Genomic DNA, 14964 nt, shown 5'->3' on the forward strand with positions numbered 1-14964 from the left:
ACGGGCTTATGCACAAAAGAAAAGCGAGGTGGTAAAAGGTGCGACTTCTGATACAGATCAATGAAAATAGCGCAGAGCCTTTATATCACCAGATTGAAACACAGCTGCGCTCGCTCATTATTAGCGGTCAAATCGAGGAGGGAACGTTATTGCCATCCATTAGGGAATTTGCCGGAGATCTGAAGTGTAGCGTCATTACGGTGCGCAGGGTGTATCAGGATCTTGAGAATGAAGGGCTGCTGCGAACGAGGCAAGGCACGGGAACCTTTGTTGCCGGCGTCGGCGACCAAGCCCGAGAACAATATAAACGCGATGCGGTCATTGAGGCATTAAGGGATGCCGTAGATAAAGGGCTTGCCGTTCAATTCAATGAAGATGAGATGAAAGAGATGTTCATGGAAGTTGTCCGGGAAAAATATGACGCCAAAGGAGGTCGCTAACATTCCATGGAACCGCATGTTATTGAGTTTCGTAATGTCATTAAACGGCGAAGAACGAAAACCATCGGCCCGATCCAATTATCGATTCCCCAAGGATATATCGTTGCCCTGGTGGGACCTAACGGCTCGGGAAAAAGCACGCTGCTGAACATGATGATGCAGACCGTGTTTCCGGACGAAGGCGAAATCACCTGGTTCGGCGAGTCTTACCGGGGAGAGCTTCCGGTCTCGATCCGTAAACAGATGGGCTTCGTTCCTGAACAGCTAAGCATAGAAGAACAGCATATGACGGTGGATGAAGCGGCCAGCTTCCGCGCATCCTGGTATGACGATTGGGACGGTTATTTTTTCGATGAGCTTCTATCCCGGTTCGATGTCCCGCGGGGCGTCAAACTGCGCAAGATGTCCAAGGGGGAACGCCGCAAGTTCGAGATCGCCGCTGCGCTGGCGCCAAGGCCCAAGTTCCTGCTGCTGGATGAACCTTCCTCGGGCCTGGATCCATTCGCATGGAAGCTGATGATCGATCAGCTGCACAAAGTGATGAAGTCCATGGATACGACCATCGTGCTCTCCACCCATGTGGTGGATGAAATCCGGCGTCTGGCGGACTATGTCATTCTCATCCATCACGGGAAGATGCTCGGCATGGTGGAGAAGGATTCCCTGCTGGACAACTGGAGGGAATGCTGGATTCAGGGAGATGCCTCCATTGTAAAGGAGCTGCCGGGTATTCTGAGCTTCAAGCAAGAGACAGCGAGCACGATATCTTTTATAACGACGGAATGCTTGGAAGTGGAGAAGATCCTGCAGTCTGCAGGCATCCCGTTTATTCAGACCCGTTCCTTGGAGCTGGATGAAGTGCTTCGATTATGGATTGACGGAAACATGCCTGCCAATGTGCAGAACTAGGATAGAGAGGGGTTTTTAGGAGATGCAACGATTGCAATTAGACAATGTAGTTAAGATTTATGCAGACAAAACGGCAGTAAACCGGATTTCGCTTCAGGTTGAGGAAGGTGAAATCTACGGGCTGCTCGGGGCGAACGGCGCCGGCAAAACAACCTCCATGCGGATGGTGCTTGGACTGATCTACCCGGATGACGGAACGATCCTGTACAACGGAAAGCCGTACAACAAGGAACTGCGTCACATTATGGGTTACTTGCCGGAAGAGCGCGGGTTATACCCGAAAGTGAAGGTCAGCGAGCAAATTTCCTACTTGGCTCAGCTGCGGGGCATGTCCGCGAAAGACGCGGATAAGAGTTTGAAATACTGGCTGGAACGGTTTGAAGTTCCCGACTATTACGACAAGAAGATCGAAGAGCTGTCCAAGGGCAATCAGCAAAAAATGGGCTTTATCGCAGCGGTTGTCCATGACCCGCAGATTCTCATTCTCGACGAAGCCTTCAGCGGACTGGATCCGGTTAACGTCGAACTTCTGAAATCAACGGTAAAAGAACTCCGAGACAAAGGAACGAGCATTCTGTTCTCCACTCACAGGATGGAACACGTTGAGGAACTGTGCAAAAACATTACGATTCTCCATCGCTCCAATACGGTGGTAAAAGGGAATTTGAAGGATATCAAATCCAAGTATCCTCGTGAAGAGGTGGTGCTCGGTACGTCCGGTGAAGTTCGGGGTCTTGAAGCCCTGCCTGGCGTAACGGCGGTGGAGCGGACAGAGGACGGTTACTCCATCCGAATCAGTCAGGTTGATGCAGCGCAGAACATTTTGAATACGGCCATGTCGCAAAGCACGATCCATCGGTTTGAAGTGAAGGAACCGACACTCAATCAAATCTTCATAAAGGCGGTAGGTGAATCCAATGAATAATATGTGGACCGTTATCCGATTTACGTTCATGAATAAAGTAAGAACGAAGTCGTTTCTCGTTTCTACCTTGATATTTGCACTCATTATTACGATCGGGATCAATCTTCCTTTTCTGATCCAAATGTTTACGGGGGATAAGGCTGGATCCGACGAGACCACCCGCATCGGGCTGGTATATGGACAAGAACAAACGCTTGCCGAACAATTGGAGACCACTTGGAGCAGCTTACCGGCCAATTCCTACGAATTCGTCAAATACGAAACGGCAGATGAAGCTGCCCTGAATCAAGACATTAAAGACGGCGTAATCGAAGGCTATTTGAAATTTGAAGCACAAGAAGGCAATACGTTCCCAACCGTGGTCTACAGCTCCGAAGACGAGGCCATGAGCCCGGAACTGCAATCCAATCTGCAAGCAGCGCTGCAGGTGGCGAAGACGCGCAGCATCGTAGAAGGACTCAATTTGTCCGATGCCCAGATCAATGAACTGAATATGCCGGTTCAGATTGATGCACGCAGCATAAGCACGAATCCGTCTGGCAATGCAGACGGGGCTTCGGATGAGAAGGAAGGGGCTTCCGAGGTTATCAACTACATTGTGGTGTACGCTCTGATTATTCTGTTCTTCTTCACCTTGATGGGTACGGGGAACATGATCGCCTCCGAAGTGACGACAGAGAAGAGCTCCCGTATTATGGAGATCTTGATTACAAGCGTATCTCCGCTGAGCCAAATGTTTGGCAAGGTCATCGGCATGTTCCTGTTGGGTCTGTCGCAGATCGCCGCATTCGGCATCGTGGCCGCCGTGAACCTGATGCTTCCGCACAACCTGGATACATTGAAGGACATGAATCTCGACCTGAGCGCGATCGACCCGATGCTGCTGGTGTTCGGTTTAATCTTCTACATCCTTGGTTATTTCTTGTACGCGATGCTTTATGCGGCCATTGGTTCGATCGTCAGCCGTACCGAGGATTTAGGGCAGGCGGTCATGCCGATTACGATGCTGTCGCTGGTGGCGTTCTATATCGCGATTTTTAGCCTGAGCGCTCCAAACTCGATGCTGATGAAGGTGTCCTCGTACATTCCGTTCATCTCGCCGACCACGATTCTGGTACGGATCGGACTAGGCGACATTACCGTATGGGAGATTCTTCTCTCGCTGGCGATCCTGATCGCGGCCATTCTCGTCTTCGGCTGGCTGGCTGCGAAAATCTATCGCACCGGTGTCCTGATGTACGGTAAACGCCCTACGTTCAAAGAGCTCAGAAAAGCAATGAAGGCTTATAAGATGTAAAGCAGTGGAAGTAGTGTTAGGGCTGCCGGAACAAAAAGTAGAGTTAAGGGGGGCGCCATACCGGCATCGGTATGGCGGACATAACCCCATAAAATAAGTAGAGTACAGCACGGTTATTCTTTGCCGCATAAGACCACACCAACATAAAGGAGCTTACATACATGAAAAATTGGAAACGCATGCTCTTGTCTCTCACGATTTCGGCGGGATTGCTCGCCACGTCAGTGCCTGCCATGGCAGCGCCGCAGCAGCCGGCTGTGAAAGTGAATAACCAAGTTGTCGAATATTCGCTTGGCACACCGGTTATAGAAAAAGGCACGACGCTTGTTCCGCTTAGAAGCACGCTCCAGGCTTTGGACGTGAAGCTGACGGGAGCTGCAGATGACACCATTACTGCAGTGGTGGACGGTAAGACCATTACCCTGAAAGGCAAACTGAAACGAATCAATGGCTTAACCTATGCACCCATTCGGGTTGTCGGGGACGCAGCCGGCTATGAGGTCAAATGGAATGCAGCAACCCGTACCGTTCTGCTAGTTTCCAAGGCGACGGAAACCGCACAGACCGGCGGCCGCGGGTTTATGTGGGAAGTAGAGAGCAATGGGAATACTGTGTATCTGGTGGGCTCCATGCATATCGCGGATGACAGCTTCTACCCGCTGCGTCCGGAATTTGAGGAAGCCTTTGCCGAAGCAGACTATCTCGGCGTCGAGGTTGATGTCAGCAAAGCAGCTGACGAAGCGCAGCAGCAGCTGATCATGGATATGGGCATGTATAAGGATGGAACAGCGCTCAAGGATCATGTGTCCGGCGAGACGTACGCCAAGCTAGGCAAAATCCTGACGGAGAGCGGCATGAAGCCGAATGCCTTGGATGCATTCAAGCCTTGGGTAGTGGAAACCACGATCAGCAGCTTAAAAGCGGTGAAGGCTGGATACGAAGCCGCTGCCGGAATCGATCTGTATTTCGTCCAGAAAGCGATCGAGCGCAAAATTCCGGTAATCGAGCTAGAATCCTATGAATTGCAGCTCGGCATGTTTAATGGCTTCTCCAAAGAGCTGCAAGAAAAGAATCTCAACATCGCCTTGGATAATTTCGACGTCCTGGATGACGGTGTGGAGCAATTGGCTGAAATGTGGAAGACGGGTAATGATGAGGCGCTGCTGGAGTTCACCAACAGCATGGCCGTTGATGAGGAATACAACAAAGCGATGCTGATTGACAGAAACATCGGCATGGCCGAGAAAATCGACGGATACCTGAAGAACGGCAAAAAAGAAGAGTACTTCATCGTGGTTGGCGCAGCCCACTATCTGGGTGAGCATGGCATCGTGAAGCTGCTTGAGGATAAAGGCTATACCGTTGATCGTAAATAGATAAAAGCCATTGCTTGCGAATTATGACTCGATTCTAACATTCAAAAAGCGAAAACCTTCCAATGATCGAATGACGAACATTGGAAGGTTTTTTGTTGTTTCCGTATTTTATAAATAACTAGAAGCTGTTCGAACAGTCCTTACAGCAGCAATATGGCAGCGCCGATCATCGGGGTAAGGACCATGCAGGTTTTCAGCCAGACAACGGGTACGCGCTTCGTAAATTTTGCTCCGACGTACGAGCCGGACATCGTCCCGACCACAACGGCGGCGAGCAGTTGAACATCCAGGTATCCGATCGAGAAGTATCCGGCGCCTCCGGCCAGCGCAATCGGCATGATGACCAGCATGGTCGTGCCGGCGGCAAAGCGCATCGACATGCCAAGGACAAGCATGAGCCCGATCTGGATGAACGGAGTGGAGCCGATTCCGAACAAACCCGATAAGGCACCGGTGATCAGTCCGATGAGCAGCGCCTGCAGCCAGTATCGGAAACCCTGGACAACCGGTGGAGCCGAGACCTCGGAAGCCTTGGACCGCCGTGAGACGTACATCATCCTGAACCATAAGGCCAGTCCGGAGGCGAAGAGCATCCCGGATGTCATAAAGCCCAGTTGATCCTCGGGAATCAGCGAGGACCAGCCTGAGCTGACCCACGCCCCTGCCGCACCGGCTAAGCCGACGACGGCACCCGTTCTCAGCACCATATTCCCTTCCCGATAATGGCTGACCGAACCGGAAAGCGACGAGAAGAACATCGCCGCCAGTGCGGTACCCAGCGCGGTATGGATGGGATAACCGAATACAACCGTCAGGATGGAGATGATGAAACCCGATCCGCCTGCGCCCACGAAACCGAGGAGTAGTCCGAGCAGCACCATAACGAGGGCGATCTGGATCAACAACATCAGGCCATCCTCCAAACCTGATGGGGCACGCCGATTCCGGCGGGAACCGGCAGGTCCTCTCGAATGCAGCTGTTTTGGTCCAGCACCATGGTAGGGTGCCCGCTCCCATAGACGGGCCAAGCCGGCAACGCACGAATATTCGGCTCTCCGCTTTGTACGAATGCGACCCATGCTTCCCGCATGGCGCGTGCCAGCGCATAGCTCTCGGCGGCTACGGAATAGGGATCCTCATTGGAGTGCCATTCAGCGGGCATCGCATTTCGGTTGAATGCTGCGCCGATGAGACTGCCTTCATACCCGTGTATCGCGCCGAGCGAGCCGCCGCATTGGAGCCGATACATCCATACAGGAGTTCCTGACGATGCCACGGCTTCTGCAAACTGCATCGCTCCGATCGTATAGAGATGTTCGGTCAATGTTTTGCTCCACGCTTCACCCGATGCCATCGATTGCTCATAACAAGCATAAGCATTCCACGCCACAGCGGCATTCTCACCGAAGAAACGTTCGAGCGTCTCGAAAGCCGGGGACTGAAGCGCCGGATCGTTATGGATAAAAATAGCCGCTTCATTCTCATTCGTGCCGATCAGCAGCGGCGGGAGGCCGGCGTTCCCCGCCAGACTCGCCAGTGGATCCAACGGAATGACATGGCCGTCGGCAACCGGGCCGAACATATGCAGGCTGCGCGAGGTGTCGGAGCCGATCACCGACTGCGCTTCGATGATTCTCTCGGCAGGAAGTTCAAGCAGCTGATGCGCCTGTGCTAGCGGTAACCCCAGCTCTTCAAGCAGCCTAAGAGTCGTGACATTGGCGGTTTGGCAATCCCGTATCGACTGCGTTGCGCCGCTTTGGGCAATGGCCCGGTGAAATAAGCCCTGTGCCGCTTCCATCACGTAGAGGGTGGCGGTACATTTGGCCCCGGCAGAATTGCCGATGACGGTTACCCGCGACGGGTCGCCGCCAAAAGCGGTAATATTCAACCGAACCCACCGGAGGGCAGCCGCGATATCAAGCATGCCATGGTTTCCGGAGGTTTCAGACTCGTTGCCGAGCAGGTCTCCCAAATACAAAAAACCTAACGCGCCCAGCCGATAATTGATCGATACGTAGACGATCCCATCCTCTGCTGCGTAACGGAATCCATCGCACTCCGCTCCGTTCCCCGACACGAACCCGCCGCCGTGTATATAAACCATGACCGGTTTTAATTTCTCATTGACGCCCGTTGTCCACACATTTAAGTTTAGGCAATCCTCGGACTGTGCAAGCCCGGGCACGTTCCCGTTCGGCTGATGCTGCTGGGGGGCGATCGGCCCGAATTGCTTGCACGGCCTTACGCCCGTCCAAGCGAGCGGAGGGGCCGGAGGCTTGAATCTGCGATTGCCTACAGGTGCGGCAGCATAGGGGATGCCCCGGAATACATGCACGCCGTTTAAATCGGCGCCTTCCACTGTGCCAGATAATGTTTGCACGATCAAGTTGACCGTCTCCTATCCTTACAAGATGAGATTATTATATCTTGTTTCTATGATGAGCCCTAATATATATTAGATTATATAAATGATAACTGATGAGTTATGTATCAAAGAAAGTTGGAATGAGATGGAACTGTTGCAATTAAAATATTTTCAGACTGCTGCCCGAATGCAGCACATGACGAAAGCAGCCCATAGCCTTCATATATCGCAGCCGGCATTAAGCAAAATGATCGCATCGCTAGAAACCGAGCTGGGAACCAAGCTGTTCGAGCGGGAACGCAAATCCATACGTCTGAACGAGCATGGCAAGCTGTTTCTCCATCAAGTGGATATTGCGCTGCAGGCGCTGGAGGACGGAAAGCTGCAGCTGCAGGATGCCAGCGGCAGCACCTCCGCCGCCATCACGCTCGATGTGCGCGTCTCCTCGCATTTGCTGCCGGATCTATTGGCTGATTTTCGCAAAGAATGCCCGAATGCCGAGTTCCAATTGCAGCAGCATGTTTTGTCATCCGTAGGGATGCCGAGCTTCGATTTATGCCTGTCCGATGGCGCAGAGCCGCCGAAGGGAACGACCTCGGTGTGCTTGCTCGAAGAGGAGATCGTGGTTGCGGTACCCGCCGACCATCCGCTTGCGGATCGAGATCGGGTCAGCTTGCGGGAGCTTAAGGAAGAGAGCTTCATTACGCTGCCTCCGGGCAAATCGCTGCGCGAAACGACCGATGCGTTCTGCCGTCTTGCCGGCTTTACCCCCCGCATCCGATTCGAAAGCGACGACCCCGCCACCGTCCGCGGTCTCATTCGAGCGGGTCAGGGCGTCGCCTTCCTGCCGGTCGTGACATGGGGCGGATCAACCGGGCCCGATGTCGTCCAGCTGAGGCTCGAAGAAAGCTGGTGCAAGCGCTCGATTTCCTTGTCTTGGCCCAAGGACCGATACCTTATGCAGACGGCGGTGCTGTTCCGGGATTTTGCCATTCGGTACTTTGCTCGGCTGGCCGAATCGCACCGGCAGAACATGGCTCGGGGAGGGCTCTAGCCTGTACCGACCTGACCGTCCCCGGCGTGAGATTTTAGTGAATTCGAAAGCGAAAAGGAGCGTCACAAGAAGTGGAAACCAAACAGCCTCCCAGGCTAACCAATGAGGATTACCGATTGCAGCCTCGCGCGCCTGTTCAAGTATTTCACGGCATTCATCCGGGGACGATTCCGCTGCATTGGCATGAATTTTACGAGCTGAGTTATGTAGTTGGGGGAGAAGGGGAGCATAGGCTCAACGGCTCCGCGTATCCGCTGTCTTCCGGAACCCTCTTCCTGCTGACGCCGGCCGACTTCCATGAGCTGGTGTCCGTGGAAGACAAGCCTCTTGAAATATACAATGTCATTTTTACCGAGGCCATGATGGACGATAACCTGTATCACTGGTTGTTCGGAGGCAAGCTGGTGCTGCATGCACAGCTCGAGGAGATGCAGCACCGGCAGATATTCGCCGATTATGAACGGATGAGGGAAGAAACCGGAGCTTCGCGCGAAGGCAGCGAGATCGCGATTCGGGCTACGCTTCAGCGGCTGTTGGTGGATCTGAATCGGGGCAGTACCGCAAACTGCGCTTTGCCCACGAACGGGACCGGGAATCGGCAGCTCAACGTAAACCTGCAAAGGGCCTTGATCTACATTCACCACCACTTCCGGGAAGATTTGAGATTGGAAGATGCGGCCGCACAGGCCCAATACTCGGCTACGTATTTCAGCGAGTGTTTCTCGAAGTCCGTGGGACAGTCTTTTCAGCGTTACCTGCAAAATGTCAGAATGCAATTTGCCGAATCGCTGCTTCGGGTTTCCTCGCTGCCCGTCACCGAAATTTGTTACGCCTCCGGCTTCAATACGTTAGGGCATTTTGAGAGGGTGTTTCGTCAGCGAAAAGGGATGTCCCCCAGGCAGTACCGCCATCATGCAGGGATAGCCGAAGATATGCAGTATTTTTCCTAACGAATGCGCAGTATGGCTGTCACCGTCCGGGATATAATGGCCTCAGTTCGTGAAATCCTTACTTGACTGGAGGTTATGATGATGACAACGCAAGCGCTTTCGAAGCAGGAAGTTGAGTTTTATAAAGAGAACGGGTATTACCTATACCGGAAACCGCTCTTTAGCGCCGAAAAAATGCAGGTACTGACCTCAATCTTTGAAGAACAGCTCGAGGAGAAGGGCAGCAAGCTATCGGACGAACTGGATACCCCGCATTTCCGTGACGAAAGGCTGCTGGATTTCCTATTGGCCGATGAAGTGCTTGATCTGGTCGAACCGATCATCGGGCCGAATATCGGGCTGTGGTCGAGCCATTTTATCTGCAAAGATCCGCATGTCGGACGCGCTACGCCTTGGCATGAGGATTCGGCGTACTGGAACGGAAGATTAAGCAGCTTCGATAAGATTATCACCGTATGGCTGGCGATCGACCGCAGCTGGAAGGAAAATGGATGCATGCGCGTCATTCCGGGCACGCATCATAGCGGGTTCTCGGACTATGAGGAGGTGGACGGGACAAAGAATTTGTTCGACACCCAAATCAAGAGCGGCTCGGTTGATGAGTCTAGGGCAGTTTATTTCGAGCTAGAGCCAGGGGAATGCTCGCTTCACGATTCGCGCATCATTCATGGCGCGGCGCCGAATACAAGCCCGTACCGGCGCTGCGGGTACACCATGCGGTATTTCTCGACGGACGCGCTGGTTTATCCGGATAAGAATCCCGGTTTTAAGGTGTGGCTGGCCCGCGGAAAGAACATCGCCGGAACGAAATTCGTCAACGAATAACCCGGATGGGAATAAAGGAGCGTGCATGAATTGAGCATTCAGCTGTATAAGGCCCTGTGGGGCATGGAGGGAAGCTGCAGGGACCAATTGACGAGGGCTGCACAGGCCGGTTACGCGGGAATTGAAGCTCCGCTGCCGCCGGCGAATCTGGAAGCCGAATTTAAGGAGTTGCTGGAGGAATTTCAGCTTCATTACATTGCCCAGGTGACTACATCCGTGCCCCATCAAGAAACCTTTGCCGAGCAGACGCGCCGGGCCGCAGCCTTCGGCCCGAAGCTGATCGTTTCCCATAGCGCCCGGGATGGCATGAAGATCGAGGAGCAATTGCGTTTTTTCGAGGCTGCGCTGAAAATAGAGCAGGAGGTCGGCATCACCATCGGGCACGAAACCCACCGGTCGCGGGCGATGTTCACGCCGTGGACGACGCGCACCTTGCTGGAGGAGTTCCCGGAGCTGAGCATTACGGCCGATTTCAGCCATTGGTGCTGCGTGACCGAGTCCTTGCTGGAGGACTATGCGGAAGACATGGAAGCCGCCATACGGCGGACCGTCCATATTCACGCGCGCGTAGGCTACGCTCAGGGCCCCCAGGTTCCCCATCCCGGGGCGCCTGAATACAGCCGGGAGCTGACAGTCTTTGAAGCCTGGTGGTCACGTATTGTCCAATACCGAAGAGAGCAAGGGTTCAGTCATACCAGCATAACGCCTGAATTTGGTCCGGCCGGGTACATGCACACCCTCCCTTTCACAGGGGCTCCCGTCGCGGATCTCTGGGACGTAAACGAGTGGATGGCCAAACGCATTTCGGAACGATTGGCGCCATAATAAAGATACGAGAACAAGCCGGACCATATGAAGGTTCCGGCTTGTTATTCGTTTCTTGGGAATTCCATCTCTGCCGAATCACTCATACACCCGCAGCCAGCCATCCAAGCATGCCCGGCACGCACCAGGCCCGCAGGGAGGGACCCGTGCGCACGATGTACAAGAGAACCATACTGGGATGCTGTTGGAGCCATCTGAAGCTTCCCGCCTCACCGTCAAGCGTTAGAATAAAACGATGCCGGCAGCCCCAGCCATAAGGAGAATCAGCAACGGGTGGAGTTTGTATTTGAGCAGGAGAAATAAACAAGCTCCGCAAATCAGCAGCGTGGGAATGAGTCCTCTTAAAGCCCCGTCGCCCTCATCGGGATAACCAAAATGAATGGCCGCATAGACGATGAGTCCGGTCGTAACCGGACGCAAGCCGTATAACGAAGATTTCACCCATGGATTCCCCCGCATGCGGTAGAAGAAGGCAGAGAGCATCACGATGACGACCAGCGACGGCAGGATGATGCCGACGGTCGAGACGACGGCCCCGGCATAGCCGGCGGTCTGATAGCCGATCAGCGTGGCGGCATTGGTGGCGATCGACCCGGGCGCCATGCCGGCCAGCGCCACGGTCTGCTGGAATTCCGCTGCGGTCAGCAGCCCTTTTTCCGTGATCTCCTTCTGAATGACCGGGATCACCGCATATCCGCCGCCAAAAGACACAAGGCCTACGCCAATGAATATCATGAACAAGTCCCAATACATTTCCTTCGCCCCGATTCGTTTCGCTCAAATGTAATATTCCAATTCCGGGCAGCTATCGGCCGCAGCCTTCTTCTCGGTATCCGCTCGCAGTCCCAGCCGTATTTTGATCTGGATGACGGCCATGCCGCCGAGCAGGCTAAGCGCAATCAGATAGAGGGGATGGACGCCGGTGAACAGCATCACGATTACGGTGGCAAGGGCGGTGATCGTTGTGGTGGCATCAAAGACGGCATATCTAGCCATCCGGTAAGCAGCCACGGCGATCAGCGCGATGATGGCCCCGTGCATACCCTTTAAAGCGGCTTCAACCTTAGGCTGATCCCGAAAAAACACCGCGGCCGTGCTGATCAGGAGCACGATGATAAATGTGGGGCATGTCACGCCCAGCACGGCCGAAACGGCCCCGGCCATGCCGGCTTGGCGGTGCCCGATCATGGCGGCGGCATTCACGCCGACGCCGCCGGGAGCGGAACCGGCAAGCGAGATCAGCTCGCCGATTTCCTCTTCGTTCACCCATTTTTTCTTGCTCACCACTTCGCGCTCAATCATAGGAAGCATTGCGTAACCGCCTCCGAAGGTGGAAGGCCCGATGCGAAAGAAGGTCCAAAACAGCCGGGCCAGCAGCATAAACCGTTCCTTCGCGCGGCTCATGTACGCGTTTAGCTTTTCCATTAGGCGTGGTGGATTCTCGGCATCGGCATCGGCTCCTTGCCAAGCTCGGCCCAGATATATTTAAGCAGCAGCTCCGCCTTCAGCTGCTCATATCCCGGTTCGTCCCACAAATTGTGCAACTCTCCGGGATCTGCTTCAAGGTCAAACAGTTCGCCGTAGGTCTGATTGTAATAAACGGTGATTTTATAACGCTGCTCGATGTACGTTTTTTGATGAATCGTTGAAGGCTCATGCCGGAATTCGCAGATGGCGTGCTGCCTTGCGGTATCGGCAGCCCCGAGCCACACGTCCTTTTGGTCGATGCCCGTCATCGCGTGCGGGACCGGTATGCCGCAGAAGGATAGGAAGGTCGGGGCCAGATCGACCAGAGACTGTATCGCATTCGACCTTTTCCCGGCGGGCACCCGTCCCGGATAACGCACAATGAACGGAAGCTTGATCAAATCCTCGTAATGGAACCCGCCCTTGGCTTGAAGGCCGTGCTGGCCGAAGAAATGTCCGTGATCGGTGGTGAAGACAACGATCGTATCCTCCGACAGTCCCAGTTCGTCCAGTCTATCGAGTATTTTGCCGATATATTTATCCATCATGCTGATCATGCCGTAATACACGGCGACCAGCTTTTTCTTGTCGTATTCCGTTAGCCTGGATTTCGAGCCGTATTCGTAATAGTGATGGGAACGGTAACCGTGAATGCCGAACCCGGTCTCAGCGAGATGCGAAAAATCAGGCTCCTCTTCCTGCGTCAATCCGAAATGCGGCGGATTGCGGTCATGCTCTCCGGGCGTCAGGGACGGGATCGTGAGTTTCTCCGGATCATACATCGAATCCCAAGGCTCGGGCACCAAATATTCCGGGTGCGGGTCGAAGAAGCTTGCCCACAAGAAGAATGGCTCCTCCGCCTTCTTGTATTGGTCCAAAAGCGAATGGGTCCGCTCGGCGATCCAGGTATTGTAGTGGTATTTTTCCGGGATGGGCCATGTGTACGTTTGGGTAGGGTCCATGGTTCCCGTAGGCGGCAGGAAGTAATCGCGCCAATTGGAGCATCCTTGCTCCTCCAGCCATAGGGCATAATGTTGTCCGACATGGGCCTCGTTCGTATGGTTACGCGCCAGCTCGACGTGATCGAAGCCGTAAAAAGGACCGTGAAAATTTCGCCAATACGCCAAATCCTGAAGGATCGGGTAAGCTTCGACGGACGGGTAGTCTTCCGTGGATGTTAACGGCTGAAAATGTGCCTTTCCCACCAGCGCGGTCCGGTATCCGGCTTCTTGGAAGCTTTCGCCGACGGTATGGCGGTCTTCCAGCAGCTTTGTCCCCAAGGTCCAGGCTCCGTGCTGACTCGGGTACTGCCCCGTAATGATGGAAGCCCGGCTCGGCGTGCAGGTCGGATTGGGACAGTATGCCCGTTCGAACGCCGTCCCTTGACGCGCGAGGCGGTCCAGGTTCGGCGTAGAGATTTCAGGCTGAAACGCGCCGATCGTATTCCAATGCTGCTGATCGCTAGTGATTAGCAAAATGTTAGGTCTTCTCGACAAGTGTAATCCCCTCCTAGTATGATGATATTGAAAAATAGGGGTTATCAAAATAGCACCGTGTTATATTTTTGTTGTCATTTTGTTATTCTTGATGAAAAAATGAAGGGAAGAGGGGAAGTCGAGTTGCAGGAGTACGAATACGAGTATGCCGAGTTTATCTACTATACGCCGGGATATTTGGATAAAGAGGCACAGATCTGGCCCGTCCGGGCGGGGCGAAGTTTAGCCAAGCCCAATTACAGGGTCGGGCCGAAACGGATCGAGTGTTACAGTCTGCACTTCGTGCATGAGGGAACGGTGCGGCTGGAGTTCGACGGCAAACGAGTGGATCTGCAGAAGAATGATCTGTTCTGCCTGTTTCCGGGCCGGACTTATTACTATCACCTGCTTCCCTCGGATGCACCGCTCCGGATGAGCTGGCTGGCCTTGGACGGAAGCAGGGTAAGGCCGCTGCTCGAGCTGGCCGGCTTAGTGCCGGAAAGCCCGTTCGGCAGACAAATGATCTCCTCCCGGGTCGAAAAGTCCGCCGAATGCGTGATTGATGCCTTGGCCGGCGTCGAGCGCTGGAAGCCGTCGGTATCGCTCGAGCTGCACGGTTTGGTTTATGGTCTGCTCGCCGGCATGGTTCCCGACGCGGCTTCCGCAGAGCCGACGGAGCTTGCGGGATGGATTAACGAGTGTTTGGATTACATGGAATTGCATGCTACCGAGGGGATATCCGTGCAGCAGGTTGCCGAATTCGCGGGTGTGCACCGCTCGTACTTCTCCAATATGTTCACGAGCCAGGTAGGAATGCCCCCGCTGAAATACCTTCAGCGCATCCGAATGGACAAGGCCAAACGGTTACTAACGGAAACGGACGCGACGATTACCGAGATTGCCCTGTCCCTGGGTTATCCCAATTTGTATTCATTCACCCGGGCGTTCAAGATTTATTTCAAGGTGCCTCCCATAACGATGCGTGAAAATCCATGCTGATTTCAGGAAGCGTTATGTACTATTGAAAACGGTTACCGACCCGGTTCTACGGAACCG

15 protein-coding genes are annotated in these 14964 nt (G+C 53.9%); 10 read left to right on the top strand and 5 right to left on the bottom strand.

From position 1 onward, the window contains the following. The first annotated feature begins 38 nt into the window (after window positions 1-38). The 5 genes from MHI43_RS03770 (at window position 39) to MHI43_RS03790 (ending at window position 4947) form a co-directional block, all read left to right on the top strand. Entirely contained in the window at window positions 39-440 is a 402-nt protein-coding gene (locus MHI43_RS03770) for a GntR family transcriptional regulator (RefSeq protein WP_036664513.1), read from the top strand. 6 nt (window positions 441-446) lie between these two features. Further along, window positions 447-1349: an ABC transporter ATP-binding protein gene (locus tag MHI43_RS03775; RefSeq protein ID WP_012818918.1), complete on the top strand. Its 903-nt coding sequence runs from the start codon at window positions 447-449 to the stop codon at window positions 1347-1349. 22 nt (window positions 1350-1371) lie between these two features. Then, window positions 1372-2274: an ATP-binding cassette domain-containing protein gene (locus tag MHI43_RS03780; RefSeq protein WP_036664511.1), complete on the top strand. Its 903-nt coding sequence runs from the start codon at window positions 1372-1374 to the stop codon at window positions 2272-2274. Continuing rightward, the gene (locus MHI43_RS03785; RefSeq protein ID WP_012818920.1) at window positions 2267-3571 is read left to right on the top strand and encodes an ABC transporter permease; all 1305 of its coding nucleotides are present in this window, start codon (window positions 2267-2269) and stop codon (window positions 3569-3571) included. Before MHI43_RS03780 ends, MHI43_RS03785 begins: the two co-directional genes overlap by 8 nt. A 161-nt stretch (window positions 3572-3732) precedes the next feature. Then, window positions 3733-4947 (top strand): TraB/GumN family protein, encoded by a 1215-nt coding sequence (locus tag MHI43_RS03790; protein ID WP_036664509.1) that lies wholly within the window; start codon window positions 3733-3735, stop codon window positions 4945-4947. 140 nt (window positions 4948-5087) lie between these two features. On the opposite strand, the gene MHI43_RS03795 is transcribed toward MHI43_RS03790, so the two are convergent. Both MHI43_RS03795 and MHI43_RS03800 read right to left on the bottom strand, forming a co-directional pair. Continuing rightward, window positions 5088-5855, bottom strand: coding sequence for a sulfite exporter TauE/SafE family protein (locus MHI43_RS03795; RefSeq protein ID WP_012818922.1), 768 nt, complete (start codon window positions 5853-5855; stop codon window positions 5088-5090). Then, complete coding sequence (locus tag MHI43_RS03800; protein ID WP_235201855.1) at window positions 5855-7327, bottom strand: carboxylesterase/lipase family protein; 1473 nt, start codon at window positions 7325-7327, stop codon at window positions 5855-5857. Before MHI43_RS03800 ends, MHI43_RS03795 begins: the two co-directional genes overlap by 1 nt. Before the next feature lie 172 nt (window positions 7328-7499). Between MHI43_RS03800 and MHI43_RS03805 the strand changes: the two genes are divergently transcribed. The 4 genes from MHI43_RS03805 to MHI43_RS03820 all read left to right on the top strand — a co-directional run bounded on the left by MHI43_RS03805 (window position 7500) and on the right by MHI43_RS03820 (window position 10966). Then, the gene (locus MHI43_RS03805; RefSeq protein WP_341283227.1) at window positions 7500-8366 is read left to right on the top strand and encodes a LysR family transcriptional regulator; all 867 of its coding nucleotides are present in this window, start codon (window positions 7500-7502) and stop codon (window positions 8364-8366) included. Window positions 8367-8437: 71 nt separating this feature from the next. Further along, window positions 8438-9316 (top strand): AraC family transcriptional regulator, encoded by an 879-nt coding sequence (locus MHI43_RS03810; RefSeq protein WP_012818925.1) that lies wholly within the window; start codon window positions 8438-8440, stop codon window positions 9314-9316. Between the two features lie 78 nt (window positions 9317-9394). After that, complete coding sequence (locus MHI43_RS03815) at window positions 9395-10141, top strand: phytanoyl-CoA dioxygenase family protein (RefSeq protein ID WP_012818926.1); 747 nt, start codon at window positions 9395-9397, stop codon at window positions 10139-10141. Window positions 10142-10162: 21 nt separating this feature from the next. Beyond that, entirely contained in the window at window positions 10163-10966 is an 804-nt protein-coding gene (locus MHI43_RS03820) for a sugar phosphate isomerase/epimerase (protein WP_260871498.1), read from the top strand. A 222-nt stretch (window positions 10967-11188) separates the two neighbouring features. Here MHI43_RS03820 and MHI43_RS03825 read toward each other — a convergent pair whose 3' ends face one another. Genes MHI43_RS03825 through MHI43_RS03835 form a run of 3 tightly spaced genes read right to left on the bottom strand, consistent with a single transcriptional unit; the run spans window position 11189 to window position 13929 of the window. Continuing rightward, window positions 11189-11719, bottom strand: coding sequence for a chromate transporter (locus MHI43_RS03825; RefSeq protein WP_012818928.1), 531 nt, complete (start codon window positions 11717-11719; stop codon window positions 11189-11191). Between the two features lie 24 nt (window positions 11720-11743). Further along, entirely contained in the window at window positions 11744-12391 is a 648-nt protein-coding gene (locus MHI43_RS03830) for a chromate transporter (protein WP_051425398.1), read from the bottom strand. Continuing rightward, window positions 12391-13929 (bottom strand): sulfatase-like hydrolase/transferase, encoded by a 1539-nt coding sequence (locus MHI43_RS03835; RefSeq protein WP_036664505.1) that lies wholly within the window; start codon window positions 13927-13929, stop codon window positions 12391-12393. The genes MHI43_RS03830 and MHI43_RS03835 overlap by 1 nt, the downstream gene beginning before the upstream one ends. 123 nt (window positions 13930-14052) lie before the next feature. On the opposite strand from MHI43_RS03835, the gene MHI43_RS03840 reads away from it, so the two are divergent. Further along, complete coding sequence (locus MHI43_RS03840) at window positions 14053-14907, top strand: AraC family transcriptional regulator (RefSeq protein ID WP_012818931.1); 855 nt, start codon at window positions 14053-14055, stop codon at window positions 14905-14907. Window positions 14908-14964 lie beyond the last annotated feature (57 nt).

The organism is Paenibacillus sp. FSL H8-0457, from assembly GCF_038051935.1.
GTDB lineage: Bacteria > Bacillota > Bacilli > Paenibacillales > Paenibacillaceae > Paenibacillus_AQ > Paenibacillus_AQ lautus_A.